The sequence below is a fragment of the Vreelandella arctica genome (genome assembly GCF_037070215.1).
In the GTDB taxonomy this organism is placed as follows: domain Bacteria; phylum Pseudomonadota; class Gammaproteobacteria; order Pseudomonadales; family Halomonadaceae; genus Vreelandella; species Vreelandella arctica.
Map to the genome: position 1 here is coordinate 175,475 of NZ_JBANSN010000003.1, position 21,881 is coordinate 197,355.

The following is a 21,881-nucleotide window of genomic DNA, read 5'->3' on the forward strand; positions in this document are numbered from 1 at the left end:
CGTTTGGTCGATCAGACGCTGTTACTTCCAGCTCGCCTCATAGAAGCGGGGGAGTTCATCCGGGTAAGCGGTGAAGTCGAGATCAGCGGTGTGGGCGTAATAGGTGGAGTAGGAGAATAGCGGCGCCCAGTACGCTTGCTCGGAGATGCGGGCGAGCGCTTTCTGGTAGTGCTCTAAACGCACATCAGGATCTACCGAGCTATCGGCGACTTGTAGCCACTCCTGCACCTGGGTGTCCTGCCAGAGGTCGTCAATGCCGCCTGTGAAATAGACGCTAACGAACGCCGAGACATCGTTAATAGAGAAGGAGCCCCAGGCTTTGAACGACATATCGGTTTGTTCATTACGCTGAAGTTCCAAAAGCGCGGGGGAGGTCATAAAACGCAGGTCGGCATTAATACCTACGGCACGAAGATCGCCAATCATCGCTTCGGCGTAATCGCGCTCCCGGTAAGCATGAAGGTCAATATCAAAGCCGTCGGGGTAGCCTGCCTCGGCGAGCAGCTCGCGGGCTTTTTCAGGGTCATACTCATACTCGATAACGTCTTGTGTTTCACAGCCGAACTGGGTGGGAAAGCAGGGGGCGTAGAGGGGTTGGCTACCACCACGAACCAAATCGTTGGCGAGGCCTTCTCGATTCATCGCATGATTGATAGCTTGTCGCACGCGAAGGTCATTTAGCGGTGAATCCTCCCGTGTTGCGGCATCCAGCCCAATATAACCCACTCGCATGGTTTCGCCGCCTAGCACGCTAAGCTGCGGCATGCCGCCCAGCGATTCTGCCTGATCCGACGGTACGCGCCAGATCCAGTCGACTTGCCCCGACATTAATTGCGCCATACGTGAGTCCGCATCGGCAATGGCCTTGAACTCGATATTACCGATCTCGGGTTGGCCAATGGGACTGTCTTCGAAGTAGTCATCAAAGCGCGTCATGCTGACGCCATCGCCGGGTCGAACGTTGGTAATCCGATAGGGCCCGGTGCCTACAGGCTCACGGCTAAAGCCCTCAATACCGACTTCCTGGAAGTACTCATCGGGATAAATAGGCATCGGGCCGGAAAGATACTCAAGGGCGGCTGGAAAAGGTTCTTTGAGATGAATGCGCACCTGATAGTCATCCAGTTTCTCAACGCTTTCAATCCAATCAACATTTTGGCGTGTCACTACACGTGACTCTGGTGATACCGCATAGTTAAAGGTGAAAACGACATCGTCAGCATCGAAGGCCTCTCCATTGTGAAAGTTTACGCCTTCACGAAGTACAAGATCTAAGGTCGAGTCATCGGCCCACTCCCACTCTGTCGCCAAGCGTGGCTCGTACTCATTAGTTTGGGGGTTACGGTAAATCAGTGTGTCCCAAGCTAGGTGGGCAAGGATCACCCCTTCACGCAGGTTGTTGTGGTAGGGGCTAACATTCTCAGGCTCGCTGTCAGATGCATAAACCAGTGTATCGTTGGCCTTACCTGCTAATGCAGGTGTCGCGACGCTGAGTAAAGCAAGTGACGTAACGCAATAAAGAGTTCTAGGTGTTTGCATGCCATACCTCGTTTTTTAATAAGGGAAGGTTATGAGCGTTTGGCGTACTGGCGTGGCTTCTTGTTTTTTTAGATGAGCCGCCGCCTTGAATTAAAACTAAGCTATTAGTCAGTCATGCCGCCAGTGCAATCTTTAGAATTTAACCTTGCCGTTTTGGCAATGCTTATGACGAAGGGAGGCATTATGAATCCACGGGTGCTACAAGAAACCGCGTTACGCTATTTTTTAGAAGTGGTTCGCTGCGGCTCCATCAGTGAAGCTTCCAGTAAGCTAAATGTGGCGCCCTCGGCGATCAGTCGACAGATTGCCCGGCTGGAAAGTGAGTTGGACACGTTGCTGTTTGAACGCCGAGCACGTGGCATGGTGCCGAGTGCTGCAGGCGAGCTGTTGGCAGTACATGCTCGCCACATGCAACTGGAAGCCGACCGAATTGGCAGTGAAATCCTGGCGCTGCGGGGCTTACAGCGTGGCAAGGTGCGCCTCGCCAGTTCAGAAGGGTTTGCCGTGGACTTTTTGCCTGCAGCCATCGCGGCTTTTCGAAAGCGCTACAGCGGTATTCATTTTCACTTGATGGTGGGCTCACCTGCACAGGCGACCCGTCATGTCAGGGAAGGCGATGCGGACATCGGCATTACCTTCAGCCTAAAACCCGAAGCAGATATTACTGTTTCCCTGAGACAACCAGCGCCGATTATGGCGCTGGTTTCTCCTGACCATGAGCTAGCCGCAAAAAAACATATAACGTTAGCTCAACTGCAGCGCTATCCGCTGGCGCTACCCTCGCCAGAAACGACCCTGCGCCAGCTGTTTGATATCTGCTGTAGCCGTCAAAACCTGGCGTTTGAATCCATTTTTAGCAGCGACTACACCGAGGCATTGATTAACTTTGCCATGCTAGGGGGAGGGGTCGCATTGGCGGGGGAGATCTCGGTACGTTACCGTATTCAACAACATCGCTTAGTGGCGATTCCTATTCGAGATCAGGGCATGGACTCCCGCTTTATCGAAGTCCAGACCCTGGCCAAACGCACACTACCGAGTGCCACACAGGCCTTCCTAGCGTTTATTAAAGAGCACATTCCACCTGGGAAGTTGCCTCTTCTGCCAAATTCACAAACGTTGACTGATGTTCGGGTGCTTCCGGAGTAAGAAATGGGCAGTGATGCCGTATTGCGCGGATGACATCGGCTCGTCAAGCCGCGACAATAGCCGCCTATTTTTATACTGATATGTTAGTCACCAGCTGTTACCAGGGAGCGTTATGACGCCACTCAACATCCTCTATCAGGATGAGTATCTCGTTGCAGTGCATAAGCCGTCAGGCCTGTTAGTGCACCGCTCGACGTTAGCGCGTGGCGAAACTGAATTTCTGCTCCAGCGGCTTCGCGACCAGCTCGGTAAGCGGGTGTATCCCGTTCACCGGTTGGATCGACCGACGTCAGGGGTGATCGTTTTTGCGCTCTCTCCAACGGTGGCTGGCCTGCTCAGCGAAGCCTTTAGCGAGCGTCAGGTAGAAAAGCGCTACCTAGCGGTGGTGCGAGGTAAAGCACCAGAGAGCGAACGTTTGGATTACCCACTGCGGGAGGAGGACGGCACGCGCCCCAAGGCGGAAATGCCCGCCATGCCTGCGATGACCGATATTCGTCGTCTGGATAGCGCTGAATTGCCGGTACAGGTCGACCGTTACCCTGTGGCGCGTTACTCCCTGGTAGAGGCTCGGCCATTGACTGGTCGGCGCCACCAAATTCGTCGTCATCTTTCACGGCGTGGCTATCCGATTATCGGCGATGCCAAGCACGGCAAAAGTGTTCACAACCGCTTTTTTGCCGAGCAGATGGGGGCGCCACGCTTACTATTGGCGGCGACCTACTTGGCCTTTGACCATCCACTGTTGGCTAAGCGTGTACAATTAAGCTGCGCCTTGGACGACACGATGACCGCGCTGTTTAATCACCTTGGCTGGGCAGGGCATTTGCCGCTGGATAGCGTACGAACGCCGCCCATTGCCACGGTTTCTGCCCTGCAAGCACTGTGAGCCTGTCGTTATGTCATTGAATGAGTTCATTATTTCGCCTGCTTCAGCGTCGAGCGACGATGCTTCTAGCGACTATTCTTCTAGCGACTATGATTTCCGCTTTGGCGGTATTCGACGCCTTTACGGCCAGCGGGCTGCGGAGGCGTTTCGCCATGCCCATGTGGTCGTGGTCGGGGTAGGCGGCGTGGGTAGCTGGACGGTAGAGGCGCTGGCCCGATCGGGCATTGGCAAGCTCACACTGATTGATCTGGACGATGTGTGTGTCTCCAACGTCAACCGCCAGCTCCACGCGCTGGATGGCACCATCGGCCAGCCCAAAGTGGATGTGCTGGCCGAGCGCTGCCGCCTGATTGCTCCCGAGATCGAGATCGTGGCGGACACCGCCTTCGTCACGCCCACCAACTTGGCCGAGCGCATTCCCGAGGATGCCGACCATGTGGTAGATGCCATCGACAGTGTGATCGCCAAAGCGGCGCTAATCGCCTGGTGCAAGCGGCGCAAAATCCCGATTACCGTCACCGGCGCGGCGGGCGGGCAAACCGACCCCACGCGCATTCAAGTGGCGGACTTGACCCGCACCGAGCACGACCCGCTGCTCTCCAAAGTGCGCTCGCGGCTGCGTCGCGATTACGGCTTCTCCCGCAACCCCAAGCGGCGTTTCTCGGTGGAGTGCGTCTACTCCGATGAGCAGTTGATCTACCCCAGTGCCGACGGCGAAGTGTGCCTGCAAAAGCCCGGCAGCGGCGACGCCACAAGGCTGGACTGCGCCTCCGGCTTTGGCGCCGCGACGTTTCTGACCGGCACTTTTGGCTTTGTTGCCGCCTCCAAAGTGCTGGAGCGCCTCGCCAAGAAAGCGAATCAGCCCGCCGCCACTCAGGCCATCCAAGAGGAAAGCGAATGACCACTCCCGTTCCCGGTATTTACCGCCACTATAAAGGCAGCCTTTACGAAGTAATGGGCACCGCCCAGCACAGCGAAAGCGAAGAACCGCTGGTAGTCTACCGCGCGCTATATGGCGACTACGGTCTTTGGGTGCGCCCGCTGGCGATGTTCATGGAGAGCGTGACGAAAGAAGGCAACACCCAGCCGCGCTTTGCGTTGGAGAAAACGTTCTAGCCCGTATTGATTGCTCCATCGTCGCTCTTATTGTCGCCGCCCCCTGTTAGCAGGGAGGCGGCGTTTTTGTGGTTGTTATTGCTTATATTCCATAATCAGCTATCTTTATAACAATTGTTGGCGCTTTGGCGTCAGGCAACCCTACTCAAGTAGCCGGGAGATAAGCATGCAGACCTTTGCCCTTTCTCAAAGCACAGGCACAGGCGCACCTGATGTGGCGGGCTTTTTTGATCCACGCACCTTTAGCATCCAATACATCGTCAGCGACCCTGCCACCAAGCAGTGCGCGATTATTGATCCGGTGCTGGATTTCGACGAAAAGTCTGGCGCAACGGCCACCTTTTGCGCTGATGCAATGTTGAAATATATCGAGGAAAAGGGGCTGACAGTGGCGTGGATTCTGGATACGCACCCCCACGCGGACCACTTTTCAGCAGCCCAGTACCTAAAAGAGAAAACCGGCGCACCGACGGCGATTGGCCAGTACGTCACCCAAGTGCAGGCCCTGTGGAAGGAGATTTATCACTGGCCGGAGATGCCCACCGATGGTCGCCAGTGGGACACGCTGTTTGTCGAGGGCGATACGTTTGCTATTGGTGAACTCAGCGCCCGCGTGCTGCACTCGCCTGGCCATACGCTGGCCTCCATCACCTACGTCATCGGTGATGCCGCCTTTGTGCATGACACCCTTTTTCAGCCTGATTTTGGGACGGCGCGAGCCGATTTTCCCGGTGGGGATGCCAAGTCCTTATGGAACTCCATCCAGCAGATTCTCGCACTACCGGGCAATACGCGGCTGTTCACCGGCCACGACTATATGCCCGACGACCGTGAACCGCAGTGGGAGAGCCGCGTCGATGAGCAGCGAGCCAACAACCCGCACTTGGTAGGCAAAAGCGAGGAGGAGTACATCGCTCTGCGCCACAAGCGGGATAGCGAGCTGCCCATGCCCAAGTTGATTTTGCACGCGCTGCAGGTGAATACCCGCGGTGGTCGCCTGCCGGAGCCAGAAGCCAACGGCAAGCGCTATCTGAAAATCCCCCTGGATGCGCTGGAAGGTGCGGCCTGGGATTGATGTTATCCAAACCAATATGAGGTGTGGTCATGCAAACGAAGCCATTAGAGCCAGACGTTGAGATCACCTCAGCGCTGACGGTGGATGAGTTGGAGGAGGTAAAAGCCCGTGGTTTTCACGCGGTGGTGTGTAACCGCATCGAAGGTGAGAGCGAGGACTTTCCCGACGAGGCGCGCTATCGCGAAAAAGCCGAGCAGCTTGGCCTTGCCTGGGTGCATATCCCCGTGAAGCCAGGCGAGTACAGCGAAGCTGACATTCGCGCCTTTGCTGAGGCGCTTCAAGAGCTGCCGCGCCCTCTATTGGCGTTTTGCCGCTCAGGTAAGCGGGCCACGCACCTGTGGGCCTACGCGAAGCGTCAGCACGAGCAGTGCGATTTGGCGGAGCTGTTTACGGCGGCCCATGCGGCAGGGGTTGACTTGGAAGATCAGCGCCAAGGTCTTGAACGGAGCGCCCAATAAAAATCGAAGATGAGTAAAACCCTAGTACGAAGGCCCTGTATCAGCAGATACCTATTATGAGACTGCATCATGATCATTGAGCGCTGGGTGCCGCTAATCGGCTGGTTGCGAACCTATCACCGGGGCTTGCTCACGCGGGATGTACTTGCCGCGGTGATCGTCACGCTGATGCTGGTGCCGCAAGCGCTGGCCTACGCCATGCTGGCAGGGTTACCGCCGGAAATGGGGCTCTATGCCAGCATGCTGCCGCTGGTGCTGTATGCCATCTTTGGCACCAGCGCGAGTTTAGCGGTAGGACCGGTGGCGGTGGCAGCACTGATGACGGCCTCGGCGCTGAGCAGCTTTGCCGCGCCGGGCAGCCCGGAATATATCGGTGCGGCGCTGGTGCTGGCCGCGCTCTCTGGGCTGATGCTTATCGCGATGGGCGTGCTTCGGCTGGGCTTTTTAGTCAACTTCCTCAGCCATCCGGTGATTTCCGGGTTTGTTACCGCTTCGGGAATTTTGATCGGGATTAGCCAGTTGAAGCACATTTTGGGTGTCGAAGCATCCGGCCATAACGTGGTGGAACTGCTGAGAGCGCTATTGGGACAGTGGCAGCAGGTGAATGTCATAACGCTGCTGATTGGCCTTGGCGTTTGGGTGTATCTATGGGTGTGTCGCAAGCGCTTGAATGGTTGGCTGACCAAGCTGGGAATGCCTGCCAGCTGGGCAGGGTTAATGGTGAAAGCCGCGCCTATTTCGGCCGTGGTAGTGACCACCCTGTTGGCCTGGGGCCTCCAACTGGAGCAGCGCGGGGTCGATGTGGTGGGCTTTGTGCCCAGTGGCCTGCCTGCCATTACGCTACCGAGTCTGGATCAATCGCTGTGGCTCGATCTGCTCCCGGCGGCGCTGCTGATCAGCTTGGTAGGGTTTGTAGAGTCGGTGTCCGTGGCGCAGACCCTGGCCGCCAAGCGCCGTCAGCGTATCGACCCCAACCAAGAGCTGATTGCGCTCGGCATGGCGAATCTTGGCGCTGGCGTTAGCGGCGGCTCGCCGGTATCGGGCGGTTTCTCGCGCTCGGTGGTCAATTTTGAAGCCGGGGCGTCAACGCCGCTGGCGGGGGCTTTTACCGCGCTCGGGATTGTGTTGGCGACGCTGCTACTCACTGACTTACTGGCCTTTTTACCCACCGCCACGCTGGCCGCCACGATTATCGTGGCCGTGGGGACGTTGATTGATTTGCCTGCGGTAAAGCGGACCTGGCAATACTCCCGCAGCGATGGCGTCGCGATGATCGCTACCCTGTTGCTGACGCTTCTGCACAGCGTGGAAGTGGGTATTATCAGCGGGGTGGTGCTCTCGCTGGGGCTACACCTTTACCGCACCAGCCAGCCCCATAGTGCGGTGGTAGGGCGGGTGCCGGGCACCGAGCATTTCCGGAATGTGAAGCGCCATCAGGTAGAAACCGACGAGCATGTCGCCATGCTGCGCATTGATGAAAGCCTCTATTTTGCCAACGCTCGCTATCTCGAAGATACCGTCATGGCGCTGGCCGCCCGCTCGCCGTCGATCAAGCACATTGTGCTCATCTGTCAGGCAGTGAATGTCATCGATGCTTCGGCCCTGGAGAGCCTGGAGGCGATCAACGGTCGGCTGAAAGATGCCGGTGCCATGCTCCACTTGGCCGAGGTGAAAGGGCCGGTGATGGACCGACTAAAGCACACGGCGTTTTATCACGAGCTCACCGGCCAAGTGTTCTTTACCACCTACGACGCCTGGCAGGCGTTGGCGCATCCGGCCAGTGAGAGTCAGCTACCGGCCACGTTGCCCTAGCGTGCTGTTGATGATTGGAGAAAACAGCGTGAACGCGTTAGGTTAGCCGCTGATGCCTTGACGACTCTCCAGGAAATGGCCATGACCTCAGCTTCGCCGCAGCAGACGCTAAAAGCAGTATTCGGTTTTGACGACTTTCGCGGCGGCCAGCAGGCAGTGGTATCGCACGTCTTGAAGGGCCACTCCACGGCGGCAATTTTTGCCACCGGGGCGGGGAAATCACTCTGCTATCAGCTACCCGCGCTGCATCTGCCGCACCTGACACTGGTGGTGTCGCCGTTGCTTGCCCTCATGCAGGATCAGCTCGCCTTTTTGCAAGCCCGCGGCATTGCCGCCGCAAGTATCGACTCCACCCAAGAGCGCGACGCCACCCGCGAAGTCATGGAGCGGGCTAAACGCGGCGAGCTGAACATCCTCATGGTCTCGGTAGAGCGGTTGAAAAACGAGCGCTTCCGGAATTTTCTCCGTCAGGTACCGATATCACTATTGGTCGTCGATGAAGCCCACTGCCTCTCCGAGTGGGGGCATAACTTCCGACCTGATTATCTCAAACTGCCGGATTACCAGCGTGAGTTTGCCATTCCCCAGGTATTGCTGCTCACTGCCACCGCCACTCCAGCGGTGATTGCCGATATGCGCGAAAAGTTTGCCATCGCCCCAGAACATATCGTAACTACCGGCTTTTATCGCCCAAACCTTGAGCTGCTGGTCGCGCCGGCCATGGAAGATCGCCAGCAGCAGCTTGTTGCGTGGCTAAGGCCACAAATGCAGCCGGGCGGCGAAGCGCCCACGATCATCTATGTCACGCTCCAGCACACGGCAGAGCAGGTTGCTAGCGCCCTACAGGCTCAGGGCATCGCTGCTCAGGCGTACCACGCGGGACTGGCATCCCAGCAACGTGACGAGATTCAGCGCCAGTTCATGAGCGGCGAGTCGCACTGCATCGTGGCCACCATTGCCTTTGGCATGGGCATTGATAAGGGCAATATTCGCAACGTGGTGCATTATGACCTGCCTAAATCCATCGAGAACTACAGCCAGGAGATTGGCCGGGCAGGTCGCGATGGCCTGCCTTCCACCTGCCTGACCATGGCCGGGCGTGACGGTCTGCGGGTGCTGGAGAACTTCGTCTACGGCGACACGCCGGAATACAGCGGCATTGTTCGATTGCTTGAGGAGATCGCCTCCGCCGCCAACACGCCAGACCGCCAGTGGGAAGTGCTGCTCAACACGCTTTCCCGTGATACCAATATCCGTCTCCTGCCGCTTAAGACGCTGCTGGTGCGGCTGGAAATGCATGGGGTGATTGCACCGCGTTTTGCGTTTCTGGCCGAGTATCGGCTGCGTTATCACATCGAGCCGGAGGCATTGGTGAGCCGTTTCGAAGGCGAGCGGGCGGTCTTTGTGCGTCTACTGGTTGACCATATCCCCATTGCTCGCACCTGGGGCACGGTAGATTTCGAGCGCTTGCTTCGCGCGGGGCAGAAACAGCAGGTCGACGCCTCCCGCAGCCGGGTGATCACCGCGCTTGAGTACTTTCAGGACAAGGGCTGGCTGACCCTGGAAGGCAAGCGGATGACCGACGTGTATGAGATCTGTCAGTCGACTGTTGCGATAGAAGCGCTGGCTCGCCAGCTATACGACGACTGCCTGAGCCGTGAACGCAGCGAGATTGAACGGCTACAAGCGATGTTGGGGCTCTTTGAGTCGGAGAGCTGTCTGACGCGGCGGTTAGCAGAGCACTTCGGTGATCGCACGTTTGACACGCCATCCGACACCGAGCAGGGCCGCTGCGGGCATTGCTCGGTATGTTATGGTCAACCCGTAACGCTACCGGACGCGCCGCCGCAGCCTGTACCGAGCAATGCGGAGTTTCAGTACTATGCCGCTCCGTTCATTCAGCGGCACACTGAACAGTTCGGCCAGCCTCCCAGCGCGCATCGGTTGGCGCATTTTCTATGTGGTTTAACCATGCCCGTGTTTACCCCGCTTAAAGCCCGTCGCCTTGAGGGCTTCGCCGTGTTCGAGCAGCGCGCCTATCCACAAGTGCGTGAGTGGGTGGCGAGTAGGCAAAAATCAATGGCTAACAAACCTGAATTCAAGCATTAAGTTCAGCAAAACAGGATTTTAGACTAAGCTTTGGAGTTGTCGTACCTTCCTAGCCAGGGAAGAACTATAAGTTAGGCGCCTGGGTGCTAACACTCGGAGCCATACTTCGCCAAGGGAACCGAAATGCTAGCTATTCAACCAACCGACAACAGCCAAAAGCTCAGCTTAACCTCTGCCTTGCCCGACTTTATACGCGAAGGGCTTAATAACTGCTTCACTCTACCGACACTACCGTCAGCCGCGATTAAAGTGCTCGACGTTGCTCGCTCGCCAAATGCGAGTGTGAAGGCCTATGCGGAGGCCATTCAAACGGACCCCATACTAACCATACGTTTATTGGCGCTGGCCAACAGCGCTTATTACGCTCGTAGCGCACCGACCATCCATACTTGCCAAGAGGCGGTGGCGCGTGTTGGCTTAGACACTACCCTAGCCACCACGCTAAGTTTTAACTTATTCAAACATAAAGACCAAGCTGCTTATTTGCAGCAGGTATGGAGTCGCTCTTTAATTGCTGCTATTGCGGCGCGTTACATGGCAGAGCAATTGTGTCCTGGGGAAGCAGGGTTTGTGTTTACGGCAGCGCTTCTGCAGGACATAGGAGTATTGGCTCTAAAATCACTTTATCCTGATGATGTTGAAGCCATCTATGAGCCGCTACCAACGCACCACTCCGATCTTAGCCATTCAGAGCAACTGCTGTTTGGCTGCGATCACGCTACCGTAGGTGCTTGGTTAGCAGCAAAATGGGGCGTTCCCACAAATCTTGCTGAAGCGATTGGTACCAGTCATGCGGATTATGCTTCCGCTCCAATAGACTTATTCTGTGTGCGCCTTTCAGGGCATATCGCCGATGCCTGGCTTGCCCCTTCTCCTGCCCATTCGTTGGTCAGTGTAATGCGCAAGCTTAAAAGCCACACAAAAGCCCAGCAAATCGAACTTGCTGCACTGCTCGCCACTATTGAAAAGCAGCTTCCCTCATTAGCAGATGTCCTAGAAATTACGGCCCCAAAAAACCAGGATAGCGAAGCACTATTAGCGGAAGCACAGGATCTCTTATTCCAACAAACATTGGCTTTGAATGCGCGCTTAGAACAGCAACAGTCAGAGCTAGCAAACCTACTTAAGCGTCAAAGCGAGTTAGAAGTCCGCAGCCGCATAGACCCGCTCACAGGGCTGGCTAATCGTGGATGGTTGGAAGAACAACTAAGCGAACATTTTGCCCAATGCCGGGAGGAGGGGCGCACTCTTTCGGTGGCGTTTATTGATTTGGACCATTTTAAAACGATCAATGACCGATATGGGCACTTGGTGGGGGACGTAATACTCGAAAACTTTGGAAAGCTCATCAGAAGGCTTATAAGTGATAGCGACCTAGCCGGACGTTTCGGTGGGGAAGAGTTCATGATCATAATGCCTGATGAAGACGCCGATTCCGCCCAGCTATTAGCGAAAAAAGTAGCACATCAACTGGCTGAACAGCCTATAGCCTATGTGGAAAGTCAGTCCATCCATGTCACCGTTTCTACCGGTATTGCTTGCCTCAGCGATGGTGGTTTTGCCAATAGTCGAGAGCTTATGAATGCAGCCGACCAAACCATGTATTTTGTTAAACACAGTGGTCGCTGTGGCATTGCGATATATGGCCACTAACTAAAAGCGAATATTAACGTTATTGGAAGTATAAGGGCATAGTGAGCTTCATCATTTACCACTTTAGAGAGAGGCCGCGGCCTCTCTCTTTTCATATAATGGAGTCTAAGAGTGGTGAGTTGAAATTCCTCGTCCGCAGTCTGACCAGCATCGCAGTCTTTAAGCAGCGCAGTGCCCACCGCAGGAACGTGAGTGGACAATGCGCTGTGTGCCCAGCGGAAAGGGCTTAAGGAAGTGCGGCAGAACTGAGCTTCAAGTGTAGCAACTCAGCGGCGCTCTTACCTGCCACTGCGCCCAGCACCACAGCACTCAGCAGCCCGTTGCCGGAAAGATAGCCACTGTCGTTGGAACCCGACACCCCACGCGCCGCGCCCCCTGCAGCAAACAGGTTGGGCAGCGCCTGCCCTTGTGCATTGAGCACGCGGGCCTTGCGATTCACTTCTAAACCGCCCTGGGTGTGAAATAGCGCACCGGTTACGCGAATGGCGTAGTAGAGGGCTTTAAGCAGGTTGGCGGGTTCAAAGCGGCGGCCAAACGCATCGGCCGTTTGCTGCTCGGCATGCTGCTGCATTTGGGCGAAGGTGGCTTGCAGTGCGCCAAGGGGCAGTTTCAGGCCAGTGGCCATCTCTTCAAGGCTGGCGAAGCTGCGTACTGCGCCGCTCTCCTGGGCGTTGCGGTAATCTTCGAACGCCTGTGCAGACTCATGAATGCGGGCATCATAAAGATTCCAGGCCACTTGCTCCGGCTGTGCCAGCACCTTGGCGGCCTGTTCGGAGTAGCCGCCGTGCTCATTGGAAAAGCGCTCACCCTTGATGTTGACCTGAATGCCCCCTTGCATCATTAGCGCCCAGCTAATCAGCGTTTGATGGGGTGTGGCGAGCGAACCGTGGCCTTGGCAGGCACCTAAGTCTTTGGTGCTCGCGCCCATTTCCTGGCCCCACAGCAAGGCGTCACCCTGGTTGCCCTCGTGGCCGTAATACAGCGCGTGTTTCAGCGTGGGCAGATAACGTGCCACCAGCTCTGGGTTGCCGCCATAGCCGTTGCAGGCCAGAACCAGCGCATCGCAGCCAATGCTTTCGCGGCTGCCATCTGGGCGCTCCAGCGTGACGCCCCGTACGCGCTGGGTGCTATCCACGTGCAAATCCACTACCCGAGCCTGAGTCAGGATATCAATACCTGCCGCTTCAGCGGCATTGAGCAGCGCGCCCATCAGCTCTTCCCCGGTACGCCGGGGCGTGGCGTGCATGCGCAGGTGACGGTGGCCGGGGTAGAGAAACCCTTCCACCAACTCAAAGGGTACGCCGTGCTGATCCGCCAGCCATTCGATGGTTGGGCCGGATTGGCTGGCCAGCAGTTCGACGATGGCCGGGTCGGCCTCAAAGCCATTCTTCTTTTGAATATCCTCTGCCATGGCCTCGGCAGAATCCGTGACGCCCAGCTCATGCTGAAAGCGTGTATTGGCCGCGGGAATAAACCCTGACGACATCGCCGTGCTGCCACGCGGCAGGGCGTCGCGCTCTAAAACAGCCAGCTCAACGCCCGCTTCCTGGGCGGCTAGCGCCGCTGCTAGGCCGCAGGCCCCTGCGCCGATAATCAGCAGCGGCAGGTGGGCATCAAAGCCGTCGTGTGTATAGGGAATGATCGCCATTACGCCTGCTCCGCAGCGTGGTGGAAGGCATCCAGAATCTCACCCGCCGGGGCCTGCCATACGTCTGGGTGCCCGCTGATATGCGCCAGCACTTCTTCCAGGCAAGCAATTCGATGGGGCTGACCCACCAGCCAGGGGTGAAGGTTCAGCGCAAACAGTCGTCCACCCTGTTCGCGGGACTCTTCCAGCAGAAAATCGAAAGCGTCTTTTACCTGTGTCACCCAAGAATCTTCCGAGTGCAGGTTCTGGCTCATCACGAACTGGTCTTCAATCTCGGTAGCCAGCGGCATCATGGTCAAACTGCCGGTTTTGGTTTCACAAGCATAAGGCATGTCGTCGTTCACCCAATCGGCGCAGTAATCGATGCCATTTTCTGTCAGCAGGTCGGGAGTATTAAAGCTCTGGTGCTTGGCGGGGCTTAGCCAGCCGTGAACGGGTTGGCCGGTCACCCGCCGCAGCGTGTCCACGGAGCGTTTGACCAGCTCGGCCTCCTCTTCAATCGGTTGGCCGCCGTAATGCAGGTGATCCATGTTCCAGCCGTGGGCGATAAATTCACCGCCGTGCTCTTTCAAACGCTGCACCAGATAGGGCGTCTGCTCAGCAAGCTGTGCGTTGATCGCAAACGTAGGCGTGATGCTGTGCGCGGCCAGCGCTTTCAGCACGCGATAGATACCCACCCGGTTGCCGTAATCCCGCAGCGAGAAGTGGCGCAGGTCGGGATAGGGCATGGTCATGCCGTTAGGTACTTTGAACGGCTCGCCGCGCTGGTTGAGCGGGTAGAACTGCAGCGAAATATTGATCCACACCGCCAGTGTCTTGCCGCCGGGCCAGGTAACGGGGGCGCGTTCACTCAGCATCGACCACGCATAGCGGTCGTGATCGTAGCCGTGGCGGCGCAAGGGGTAGTCGAGATAGTCGTCGTTGAGCGCCATGTCTTTGGATGCCATAGGATTAGCCCTCCCTGCGTGCGGTGGCGGCCTGGGCCTGGATGCTGTCGAGGGCGGCATCGTAATAGTGTTCGAGATAGTAATCGGCGATTTCTCTGCCCGTGGCGACCCATACATCCGGGTGCCCGGTGATGTACTCCAGTGCCTCTTCAAACGCCTTGATGCGGTGGGGGCAGCTCACCTGATAGTTGTGAGTGGGAATGCACATCACCGTGCCGGACTCCGCGCCCTCTAAATACAGACGGTCAAAGTGGCGCTTGAGCATGGTGGCGTACTGGCGCGGCTCAACTTTATTCACTGCATAGACGATGGTGTCATTCATCTCCAGCGAGTAGGGCATGGAGATAAACCGCTTGCCGGAGCGAACGCTAACCGGTGTGGGTTGATCGTCATGGAACAGGTCGCAGGTATAAAGCCCGCCCTGCTCGCCGAATAGCTCTTCGCCCACTTCGGCAAATAGATCCAGAGTGCGCTCCGAGTGAGAGAGCGCAGGCGCCAGATACCCCGCGCAGGCTTGCCCGGTATGGCGGTGAATGGTTTCCATGCTGTCGCGAATCATCGCCCGCTCTTGGGCTTCGCTTAGCCCATAGGTGTAGCGGGTGTTGTAGATGCCGTGGCTAAAGAACTCCCAGTCGCGCTCTTTGCACATCTGGATGATTTCCGGGTGGTGCTCGCAGAGCGCCACGGAAAGCGATACCGAACCACGAACCCCGTACTTATCCAACAGGGCCATTTGGCGCTGGTGGCCCACCCGGTTGCCGTAATCGCGAATGCTGTAGCCGGGTACCGACGGGTGAGGGTGCGGCCAAGGCTTGCGGCTCGGGTTCTGCGGCGGATCGAGTTCGTAATACTCGATATTGGGGGCGACCCAGAAGGCCACCTTTGCGCCGCCGGGCCAAGTAATGTTGGGGCGCTGGTCGTAGGCCCAGTAATCGTAAACGCCAAGTGACTCTTTCATCGCTAGCTCCTCGCCTTATGCATCGCCCTCAAGCCACGCCAGCACTTCAGCAACGGGCATGACATCGGCGTATTTGAGGTGCAGGTCGGTCAGGTTGGCGTAGTGGTAGCTTTCGTGTTTATCGGAGACGCACTCCATCGGGACGATGGTGCGGTAGCCACGGGACAGGCTTTCCACGGCAGTGGCGCGAATGCAGCCCGAGGTAGAGCCACCGGTGATGATCACCGTGTCGACCTGATGCCATACCAGCAGTGACTGCAGCGGTGTTTCAAAAAAGGCCGAAGGCATACGCTTGGTGTAGATCACGTCGCGGCTGCGGTCGATCTCGCAGCGCTCGTCGAACTCGGCGCGCTCGGAGCCGTACTTGATGTTTTGCAGTGAATCGGGGGTATCGGTGCGGGTGCCCCACACGCCCGCATCTTCTGCGGAGTCCAGAAAGGCGACATGGGTCCAGACCACCGGCCAGCCCTTCTCCCGGAAGCCGCGCGCCAACTGGTTCGTATACTCCAGCTGTTTGGGGTCGGTTTCGTAGGCGGTCTTGAAGAGATCGGTACGGGTGTAGGCCTTTTGCGGGTCTACATTGACCAGTACTGCTTTCTTGCCAAAGCCAAAGGGCACCCGCTGGGGGTTGGCCATCACGTCGTTAAAGATCTCTTTTGCCGTTTTATCAGTGGTCTGCATGGTTGTCTCCTGACTAATCATTATTAGTGGCTAAGCGGTGAGCGCCTGGATGGTGCCTTGATAGTGTTTGATTAGCGATTGTCGTACTGCTCTCCAAGCTCCAGCATCGCCTGGGTGCCTAAGTAGTCGTTGAGCTGTTTGAAGTCGAGCATCTGGTCACGGAAAGCGTCGGTGGTGCCGTCCTGTTTCAGCGTGGCAAAGAAACGGCTAGCCATATGGGTAATCGCCCGCACCAGTGCGCCGGGGAAGATCACCAGTGAGAAGCCAAGATCTTCCAGCGCCTGCGCGTTCTGCAGCGGTGTGTCGCCACCCTCGACCATGTTGGCCATGATTGGCACTTTGCCTTTGAACTGGGCCATGATCTTGCTGATATCGTCGTCGCTACGAATACCTTCGATAAACAGCATGTCCACGCCCGCCTCATAATAAGCCTGGGCGCGCTCGATGGCGCTGTCGGTGCCTTCCACGCCCAGTGCATCGGTTCGTCCAATAATAAGCGTGCCATCGTTTTCTCGCGCATCCAGTGCCGCGTGCAATTTACCGACCATTTCGCTCTTGGAGACCAGCGTTTTGCCGCGCAGGTGGCCGCAGCGTTTAGGGTAGGTCTGGTCTTCCAACTGAATGGCATTGGCGCCTGCACGCTCCAGCAGACGCACGCTGCGCATCACGTTCATGGCGTTGCCAAAGCCGGTGTCGCAATCCACCACCACGGAAAGATTGGTTCGCTCGCGAATATGCGACATCGCGGTGCAAATCTCGGTAATGCTGAGCAAGCCAATATCGGGTCGTCCCAGCTGGGTATAGGCCAGGCTGGCACCCGAAAGGTAGACGGTATCAAACCCTGCTTGTTCGGCCAGCGACGCGCCGAGTGCGTCAAACACGCCGGGAGCGACCACAATGGGGGTGTCCTGCAACAGCTGTTTAAGTTGGGCGGGCTGGTGTGAAGCCTGTGGTGAAGCAAGGTGTTGGCGTGTCATAGCGGTCTCATCATTGTTGGGTAAGCATCAGCATCTGATCAGGGTATTAGCGGCGCACGAGCGCCAAGTCGTTCCACACATCCTGGCGGGTAATCAGGCCATCGCTTAATTCAAAGCGATCAATAAAACGCACGCCGGTCGACGTGCTGCCATCTAGCCACTCCACTGTTAGCTCGCCATGGCAGACCACCACACAGTGGTTTGGATATAAGCATTGATCTACTGCGTGAAATGTTTTGCTCACACGGCGATAGCGAGTTTTTGCCCACTCCACGACCTCGTTTAGTCGCTGCATGGGCGGCGCGCTAGGGAATTGCATCACCACGTGAGTCGCAAGGTAGCGCTCGGCACTGCCTAGGTCGCGCGCTTCCATGGCGCTTAAGAAGGCGCGCACCTGCTCTGTGCAGTGGTTATCTGGGTATGACATCGTCAATTCTCTTTATGCTAGCAGTGCCTTTTAGAACGTGTGGTAAGCGATACCCAAGGGCGCTGGTTCTGTAATAATGGCTTTCAAGCGTCAGTAATTGTGTTATTGATTGGCTGTCGATATGTATTATGTGTAATACATTTTTATGTCTATTATTGTCCCTGCGTCAAGCCTGTTATGAATTTTTTGAACCACATCCTGAGGAGAGGCATGGATGAGTGAGGCAAAAACCTCTGCGGTCGGTGGCACAAAATCACACCGTATTTATTTGCTACTGAAAGATGCCATTTTGAGTGGGCGGCTGCCTGCGGGCAGTAAATTAGCAGGTGAAAATAAGCTGGCGGAGCAGCATGGCGTTTCGCGAGTCACCGTTCGGCGTGCCATGGAGGCGTTGCAAACGGCAGGAATGGTAGAGCGGAAGGCGGGAGTGGGTACGGTGGTGCTGGAACAGCCGCTAGACGCCACGGTGATGACCGCCAGCGTGTCTAACCTGATGCCCAACATGGTCAAGATGAGTCAAGCGTCCCAAGTGCGCTTGTTGGAGTTTGCCTATGTGCTACCACCGGAAATGATCCGTGAGCGGCTAGGTATGGCCCAGAACGGCAAGGTACAGCGCTCGGTGCGTGTCCGTATGGTCGACGATAAGCCATTTTCCCATCTGGTGACCCACGTCCCGGAAACTATTGCTCTGCACTACAACGAGATGGATTTAGCCAATACGCCGCTGTTTGTGCTGCTTGAGCGTAGCGGTGTGAAGGTGGATCACGCTTCCCAATCGATTTCCGCTACGTTGGCCAGCCACGAGGTCGCGGAAGCACTGGATGTACCGGTAGGTTCGCCGCTGATCTCGCTGACCCGTGTGGTGTTTGATGAGCAGGGTCGAGGCGTTGAACATCTGGATGCGCTCTATCGTCCGGATCGGTATCGCTTCCAAATTGATCTGGAGCGTAATGGCGACGATAACTTCCGCTACTGGGAGCCCAGGGTAGGTGGAATGCCCACTACCGGGAAGGATGAGTAGTGTGATTGGTTGGTTTTTAAATGTATTAAATTTAATACAGGTTTAAAATTACAAAAAATACATTTGACCTGTGTTATCAAATTGCGCTAGTTGTATTGGGTGAGAATGATAAGTCCAACGAAGGCCGAGGCAACGAGCGAAGACCATGAGTACCCCAATAACGCTGTTTGACAAAGTTTGGCGCGCCCACGAGGTTCACCGAAGTGAAAGCGGACAGAGCCTGCTGTGGATTGACCGTCACTTTGTCCATGAAGGCTCTTTTCATGCGTTCAATAAGCTCGGTGAGCGAGCCTTGCCCGTTGCCCGGCCCGATCTGACCTTTGGCATTGCTGACCACTACGTACCGACGCTAGCCCGTGATTTGGCAGGCGTTGCCGATCCCAAAGTGCGCTCAATGATCGAGCAGCTCTCCCAAAATACCCAGCAGCATGGTGTGACGCTGTTTGGCCTGGATGACCCACGCCAGGGCATTGTGCATGTGCTAGGCCCAGAGCAGGGGCTCACTCAGCCTGGGATGGTGATGGTGTGTGGCGATAGCCATACCGCTACCCATGGTGCTTTTGGCAGCATTGCCTTTGGTATTGGCGCATCAGAAGTCGCCCACGTGCTGGCCACCCAAACGTTGTGGCAAAGCAAGCCCAAGGTGATGCGCATCACGGTGGAAGGCCAACTGGCCGAAGGCATCACCGCCAAGGATATCGCGCTCACCTGGATTGCCCGTTTGGGCGCCGATGGTGCACGGGGCTACGCCATCGAGTACGCCGGTGAGGCGATTCGCTCGCTCTCCATGGAAGCACGGCTCACGCTGTGTAATCTCTCCATAGAGGGCGGTGGCCGCTGCGGCATGATCGCGCCGGATCAAACCACCTTCGACTATTTGCGCGAGCGCCCCTGGAGCCCTAAAGGGGAGGTTTTCGATCAAGCCTGCGCTTACTGGTCTACGCTCTACAGCGACCCAGGCGCCAGCTTTGATCTTGAAGTGACGCTGCATGCCGATGAGATTGCGCCGACAGTGACCTGGGGCGTCTCGCCGGAAGAGGCGTTGCCGATCGACCGGGCGGTGCCTGATCCTGATCAATTGAGCGATCCAGCGAAAGCGCGCCAAGCCCGGGATAGCTTGTCCTATATGGGGCTAACGGCGGGGCAAAAGCTCACTGATATCACCATTGATCGAGTATTTATTGGCTCATGCACCAACGCGCGTATTGAAGACTTGCGCGCCGCTGCGGCGGTGCTGGCGGGTCACAAAAGTCGCGTACCCGGTATGGTCTCGCCCGGCTCCACGCTGGTGAAAACCCAGGCGGAGGCCGAAGGACTGGACCGCATTTTTATCGATGCCGGGCTTGAGTGGCGCCACTCCGGCTGCTCCATGTGTGTCGGGATGAACGGTGATTTGGTGGCGAGCGGCGAGCGCTGTGCTTCCACCACCAATCGCAACTTTAAAGGCCGCCAGGGGCCAGGGGCGCGTACGCATCTGATGTCACCTGCCATGGTGGCTGCGGCGGCGGTCAGTGGACGGTTGGCCGATGTGCGGACGCTAACGGCGGGCAGTGATTCATCCGTTCAGGCTTCAGGAGCGCACTAATGCAACCAATTACCGTACTAGACACCCTTGGCGTTGCCCTTGCTGCGGCTAATGTGGATACCGATCAACTGATTCCCGCGCGCTTTATGAAAGAACCGCGCAGCGTCGGTTACGGCCAGTTTCTGCTTTACGACGTTCGCCACGATGAGCAGGACACACCTAACCCCGAGTTTATTCTTCATCGCCCTAACGCAAATGATGCCGAAGTGATGGTTAGTCGCCGCAATTTTGGCGCGGGGTCATCTCGTGAAGCGGCGGTTTATGCGTTGGTCGACTACGGCTTTCGCTGTGTGGTGGCGCCGAGCTTTGGCGATATTTTTGCTTCGAATGCCGTCAATAATGGCTTACTGCCTGCAGTGGTGGAAGAGGACGACGCCGAGCGCTTGCTGGCCGCCCTCGGAGACTCACCCGCTTCGATACACGTTGACTTAGAGAAGCAGGTCGTCCGTGTGGCAGAAGTAGAGGTCAGTTTTTCGATTAGCCCTGTTTGGCGCACTAAATTGCTAAATGGCTGGGATGACATTGATATGACCCGCCAGCATGCTGACACCATTAACAGTTTTGCCGCTCGGTATACAGCACAGTTTCCCTGGACATCGGCGCAGCCGCCAGAAAACGCCATCATAAGTAAAGGGTAGTGGCAGCAATGACTACACCCAGAATGAGTTTCAATAAAAACAGCACGCACGCTTGCAGCAGACGTTTATAAGAAAGGTTAATCAACAACAGCTTTATAAAACGACTTATAAGAATGCAACAGAAACAATAAACGCTATAACGCAGACTACCTCGTGCAGGAGACTAACGAATGAAAAAAGTAACGCTTACCCTGGGCATGCTCACCGCCCTAGCTTCCGCTCAAGCGCTGGCCGTTGATGAAATCACCGCCGTGCATGCCTTTCCACCTTCGCTCATCTATACCCAGAGCTTTCTGGAGTTTGTCGATAAAGTAAACGAGCGCGGTGAAGGCGTGGTGCAGATTAGCGTGCGTGGCGGTCCTGAAGTGATCGGCCTTTCCGAGCAGCCTGATGCAGTGCGCAACGGCGTGGTGGATATGGCCTATACCGCCGCAAGCTTCTACGCCGGTACCGTGCCAGAGCGCGATGCCATGGTGGCCTCTAACACCAATGCGATCTACGCGCGTGAAAATGGCGGCATCGACCTGCTCAATGAGATTCATCAAGAGAAGATGGGCACCTACTACTTGGGCTGGTTCGATAGTGGCGTCAGCTACAACTTTTATACCATCGAAGAGCCCTCCGTTGATGCCGACGGCAATCTGAGCGTTTCGGGCCTACGCCTACGCAGTAACCCGGTGTATGACGCCTTCTTCCAGGACTACCTGGGCGCGCAGCCGATAAGTCTGCCGACAACGGATGTTTACGCTGCTCTTGAACGGAGTGTGGTGAATGCCACCGGCTGGACCCAGATTGGTTTGAAAGATCTTAACTGGGACCGTTTCCTTAACTACCGAGTTGATCCTGCTTTCTTCTCCACGGACATGGGGGTCATCGTCAACCTGGACAAGTGGAAACAGCTCAGCGAAGAGTCCCAGCAGATCCTGCAGGAAGTGGCTATTGAGCATGAGCGCGAAAGCGCCGAGAAACTGGCTGAGCTAGCTGAAGAGCAGCAGGCGCAACTAGAAGCCGATGGCATGCAGGTAGTGACGCTTGAAGGTGAAGCTGCACAGCGTTTCTCAGATGCTGCCCGCGATGCTACCTGGGAGCGTATGCGCCGCCAGATGGAGCGCCATCCATCTGGTCTGGAGCACTATGATATGTTGATAGAAAAATTTAACGACCTGTAAAGACATGCGGGGTGCTGCACTAGTGAGCGCCCC

Annotated in this window: 20 protein-coding genes; 13 read left to right on the plus strand and 7 right to left on the minus strand. The window is 56.6% G+C overall.

What is annotated here, in order from left to right; all coding sequences use genetic code 11:
* Positions 1–21 precede the first annotated feature (21 nt).
* Complete coding sequence (locus V8L70_RS03885; RefSeq protein WP_336268906.1) at positions 22–1,539, minus strand: ABC transporter substrate-binding protein; 1,518 nt, start codon at positions 1,537–1,539, stop codon at positions 22–24.
* A 183-nt stretch (positions 1,540–1,722) separates the two neighbouring features.
* Between V8L70_RS03885 and V8L70_RS03890 the strand changes: the two genes are divergently transcribed.
* The 9 genes from V8L70_RS03890 to V8L70_RS03930 all read left to right on the plus strand — a co-directional run bounded on the left by V8L70_RS03890 (position 1,723) and on the right by V8L70_RS03930 (position 11,797).
* Positions 1,723–2,688 (plus strand): LysR family transcriptional regulator, encoded by a 966-nt coding sequence (locus V8L70_RS03890; protein WP_336268907.1) that lies wholly within the window; start codon positions 1,723–1,725, stop codon positions 2,686–2,688.
* A gap of 112 nt (positions 2,689–2,800) precedes the next feature.
* The gene (locus tag V8L70_RS03895; RefSeq protein WP_336268908.1) at positions 2,801–3,574 is read left to right on the plus strand and encodes a pseudouridine synthase; all 774 of its coding nucleotides are present in this window, start codon (positions 2,801–2,803) and stop codon (positions 3,572–3,574) included.
* A 10-nt stretch (positions 3,575–3,584) separates the two neighbouring features.
* Positions 3,585–4,475, plus strand: coding sequence for a tRNA cyclic N6-threonylcarbamoyladenosine(37) synthase TcdA (gene tcdA, locus V8L70_RS03900; protein ID WP_336268909.1), 891 nt, complete (start codon positions 3,585–3,587; stop codon positions 4,473–4,475).
* Complete coding sequence (locus tag V8L70_RS03905) at positions 4,472–4,690, plus strand: DUF1653 domain-containing protein (protein ID WP_153843484.1); 219 nt, start codon at positions 4,472–4,474, stop codon at positions 4,688–4,690. Before tcdA ends, V8L70_RS03905 begins: the two co-directional genes overlap by 4 nt.
* Positions 4,691–4,856: 166 nt before the next feature.
* The gene (locus V8L70_RS03910) at positions 4,857–5,765 is read left to right on the plus strand and encodes an MBL fold metallo-hydrolase (protein ID WP_101147366.1); all 909 of its coding nucleotides are present in this window, start codon (positions 4,857–4,859) and stop codon (positions 5,763–5,765) included.
* Positions 5,766–5,794: 29 nt separating this feature from the next.
* On the plus strand, positions 5,795–6,223 hold the full coding sequence (locus tag V8L70_RS03915) for a protein tyrosine phosphatase family protein (RefSeq protein ID WP_336268910.1): 429 nt from the start codon (positions 5,795–5,797) through the stop codon (positions 6,221–6,223).
* 69 nt (positions 6,224–6,292) lie between these two features.
* Complete coding sequence (locus V8L70_RS03920; protein WP_336268911.1) at positions 6,293–8,035, plus strand: SulP family inorganic anion transporter; 1,743 nt, start codon at positions 6,293–6,295, stop codon at positions 8,033–8,035.
* 81 nt (positions 8,036–8,116) lie between these two features.
* A complete protein-coding gene (locus tag V8L70_RS03925) occupies positions 8,117–10,144 on the plus strand; it encodes a RecQ family ATP-dependent DNA helicase (protein ID WP_336268912.1) in 2,028 nt (675 codons plus the stop codon).
* 123 nt (positions 10,145–10,267) lie between these two features.
* Entirely contained in the window at positions 10,268–11,797 is a 1,530-nt protein-coding gene (locus tag V8L70_RS03930; RefSeq protein WP_101147362.1) for a sensor domain-containing diguanylate cyclase, read from the plus strand.
* A gap of 226 nt (positions 11,798–12,023) precedes the next feature.
* Here the strand turns inward: V8L70_RS03930 and V8L70_RS03935 are convergent, their stop codons facing one another.
* The 6 genes from V8L70_RS03935 to V8L70_RS03960 are packed head-to-tail and all read right to left on the minus strand — an operon-like array spanning position 12,024 to position 17,435.
* Entirely contained in the window at positions 12,024–13,445 is a 1,422-nt protein-coding gene (locus tag V8L70_RS03935; RefSeq protein WP_336268913.1) for an FAD-dependent oxidoreductase, read from the minus strand.
* A complete protein-coding gene (locus tag V8L70_RS03940; RefSeq protein ID WP_336268914.1) occupies positions 13,445–14,392 on the minus strand; it encodes a polysaccharide deacetylase family protein in 948 nt (315 codons plus the stop codon). Before V8L70_RS03940 ends, V8L70_RS03935 begins: the two co-directional genes overlap by 1 nt.
* Before the next feature lie 4 nt (positions 14,393–14,396).
* Positions 14,397–15,350, minus strand: coding sequence for a polysaccharide deacetylase family protein (locus V8L70_RS03945; RefSeq protein WP_336268915.1), 954 nt, complete (start codon positions 15,348–15,350; stop codon positions 14,397–14,399).
* 15 nt (positions 15,351–15,365) lie between these two features.
* On the minus strand, positions 15,366–16,052 hold the full coding sequence (locus V8L70_RS03950; RefSeq protein ID WP_336268916.1) for an isochorismatase family protein: 687 nt from the start codon (positions 16,050–16,052) through the stop codon (positions 15,366–15,368).
* A gap of 50 nt (positions 16,053–16,102) precedes the next feature.
* Positions 16,103–17,008, minus strand: coding sequence for an isocitrate lyase/PEP mutase family protein (locus V8L70_RS03955; protein WP_336268917.1), 906 nt, complete (start codon positions 17,006–17,008; stop codon positions 16,103–16,105).
* A gap of 46 nt (positions 17,009–17,054) precedes the next feature.
* Positions 17,055–17,435 carry a nuclear transport factor 2 family protein gene (locus tag V8L70_RS03960; protein WP_336268918.1) on the minus strand — a complete coding sequence of 127 codons (381 nt, stop codon included), beginning with the start codon at positions 17,433–17,435 and terminating at the stop codon, positions 17,055–17,057.
* Between the two features lie 214 nt (positions 17,436–17,649).
* On the opposite strand from V8L70_RS03960, the gene V8L70_RS03965 reads away from it, so the two are divergent.
* The 4 genes from V8L70_RS03965 (at position 17,650) to dctP (ending at position 21,848) form a co-directional block, all read left to right on the plus strand.
* Positions 17,650–18,456 (plus strand): GntR family transcriptional regulator, encoded by an 807-nt coding sequence (locus V8L70_RS03965; RefSeq protein ID WP_336268919.1) that lies wholly within the window; start codon positions 17,650–17,652, stop codon positions 18,454–18,456.
* Between the two features lie 145 nt (positions 18,457–18,601).
* A complete protein-coding gene (gene leuC / locus V8L70_RS03970) occupies positions 18,602–20,041 on the plus strand; it encodes a 3-isopropylmalate dehydratase large subunit (protein ID WP_336268920.1) in 1,440 nt (479 codons plus the stop codon).
* A complete protein-coding gene (gene leuD, locus V8L70_RS03975) occupies positions 20,041–20,679 on the plus strand; it encodes a 3-isopropylmalate dehydratase small subunit (protein ID WP_336268921.1) in 639 nt (212 codons plus the stop codon). Before leuC ends, leuD begins: the two co-directional genes overlap by 1 nt.
* Before the next feature lie 170 nt (positions 20,680–20,849).
* Positions 20,850–21,848 carry a TRAP transporter substrate-binding protein DctP gene (gene dctP / locus V8L70_RS03980; RefSeq protein ID WP_336268922.1) on the plus strand — a complete coding sequence of 333 codons (999 nt, stop codon included), beginning with the start codon at positions 20,850–20,852 and terminating at the stop codon, positions 21,846–21,848.
* Positions 21,849–21,881 lie beyond the last annotated feature (33 nt).

Bases quoted from the DNA above. Each gene is read 5' to 3' on its own strand.
- V8L70_RS03905 (WP_153843484.1), top strand. From the start codon at position 4,472: ATGACCACTCCCGTTCCCGGTATTTACCGCCACTATAAAGGCAGCCTT.
- V8L70_RS03925 (WP_336268912.1), top strand. From the start codon at position 8,117: ATGACCTCAGCTTCGCCGCAGCAGACGCTAAAAGCAGTATTCGGTTTT.
- V8L70_RS03930 (WP_101147362.1), top strand. From the start codon at position 10,268: ATGCTAGCTATTCAACCAACCGACAACAGCCAAAAGCTCAGCTTAACC.
- V8L70_RS03915 (WP_336268910.1), top strand. From the start codon at position 5,795: ATGCAAACGAAGCCATTAGAGCCAGACGTTGAGATCACCTCAGCGCTG.
- V8L70_RS03885 (WP_336268906.1), bottom strand. From the start codon at position 1,539: ATGCAAACACCTAGAACTCTTTATTGCGTTACGTCACTTGCTTTACTC.
- V8L70_RS03965 (WP_336268919.1), top strand. From the start codon at position 17,650: ATGAGTGAGGCAAAAACCTCTGCGGTCGGTGGCACAAAATCACACCGT.
- V8L70_RS03895 (WP_336268908.1), top strand. From the start codon at position 2,801: ATGACGCCACTCAACATCCTCTATCAGGATGAGTATCTCGTTGCAGTG.
- V8L70_RS03950 (WP_336268916.1), bottom strand. From the start codon at position 16,052: ATGATTAGTCAGGAGACAACCATGCAGACCACTGATAAAACGGCAAAA.
- V8L70_RS03960 (WP_336268918.1), bottom strand. From the start codon at position 17,435: ATGTCATACCCAGATAACCACTGCACAGAGCAGGTGCGCGCCTTCTTA.
- V8L70_RS03920 (WP_336268911.1), top strand. From the start codon at position 6,293: ATGATCATTGAGCGCTGGGTGCCGCTAATCGGCTGGTTGCGAACCTAT.
- V8L70_RS03940 (WP_336268914.1), bottom strand. From the start codon at position 14,392: ATGGCATCCAAAGACATGGCGCTCAACGACGACTATCTCGACTACCCC.
- V8L70_RS03910 (WP_101147366.1), top strand. From the start codon at position 4,857: ATGCAGACCTTTGCCCTTTCTCAAAGCACAGGCACAGGCGCACCTGAT.
- dctP (WP_336268922.1), top strand. From the start codon at position 20,850: ATGAAAAAAGTAACGCTTACCCTGGGCATGCTCACCGCCCTAGCTTCC.
- V8L70_RS03955 (WP_336268917.1), bottom strand. From the start codon at position 17,008: ATGACACGCCAACACCTTGCTTCACCACAGGCTTCACACCAGCCCGCC.
- V8L70_RS03935 (WP_336268913.1), bottom strand. From the start codon at position 13,445: ATGGCGATCATTCCCTATACACACGACGGCTTTGATGCCCACCTGCCG.
- V8L70_RS03945 (WP_336268915.1), bottom strand. From the start codon at position 15,350: ATGAAAGAGTCACTTGGCGTTTACGATTACTGGGCCTACGACCAGCGC.
- tcdA (WP_336268909.1), top strand. From the start codon at position 3,585: ATGTCATTGAATGAGTTCATTATTTCGCCTGCTTCAGCGTCGAGCGAC.
- leuC (WP_336268920.1), top strand. From the start codon at position 18,602: ATGAGTACCCCAATAACGCTGTTTGACAAAGTTTGGCGCGCCCACGAG.
- leuD (WP_336268921.1), top strand. From the start codon at position 20,041: ATGCAACCAATTACCGTACTAGACACCCTTGGCGTTGCCCTTGCTGCG.
- V8L70_RS03890 (WP_336268907.1), top strand. From the start codon at position 1,723: ATGAATCCACGGGTGCTACAAGAAACCGCGTTACGCTATTTTTTAGAA.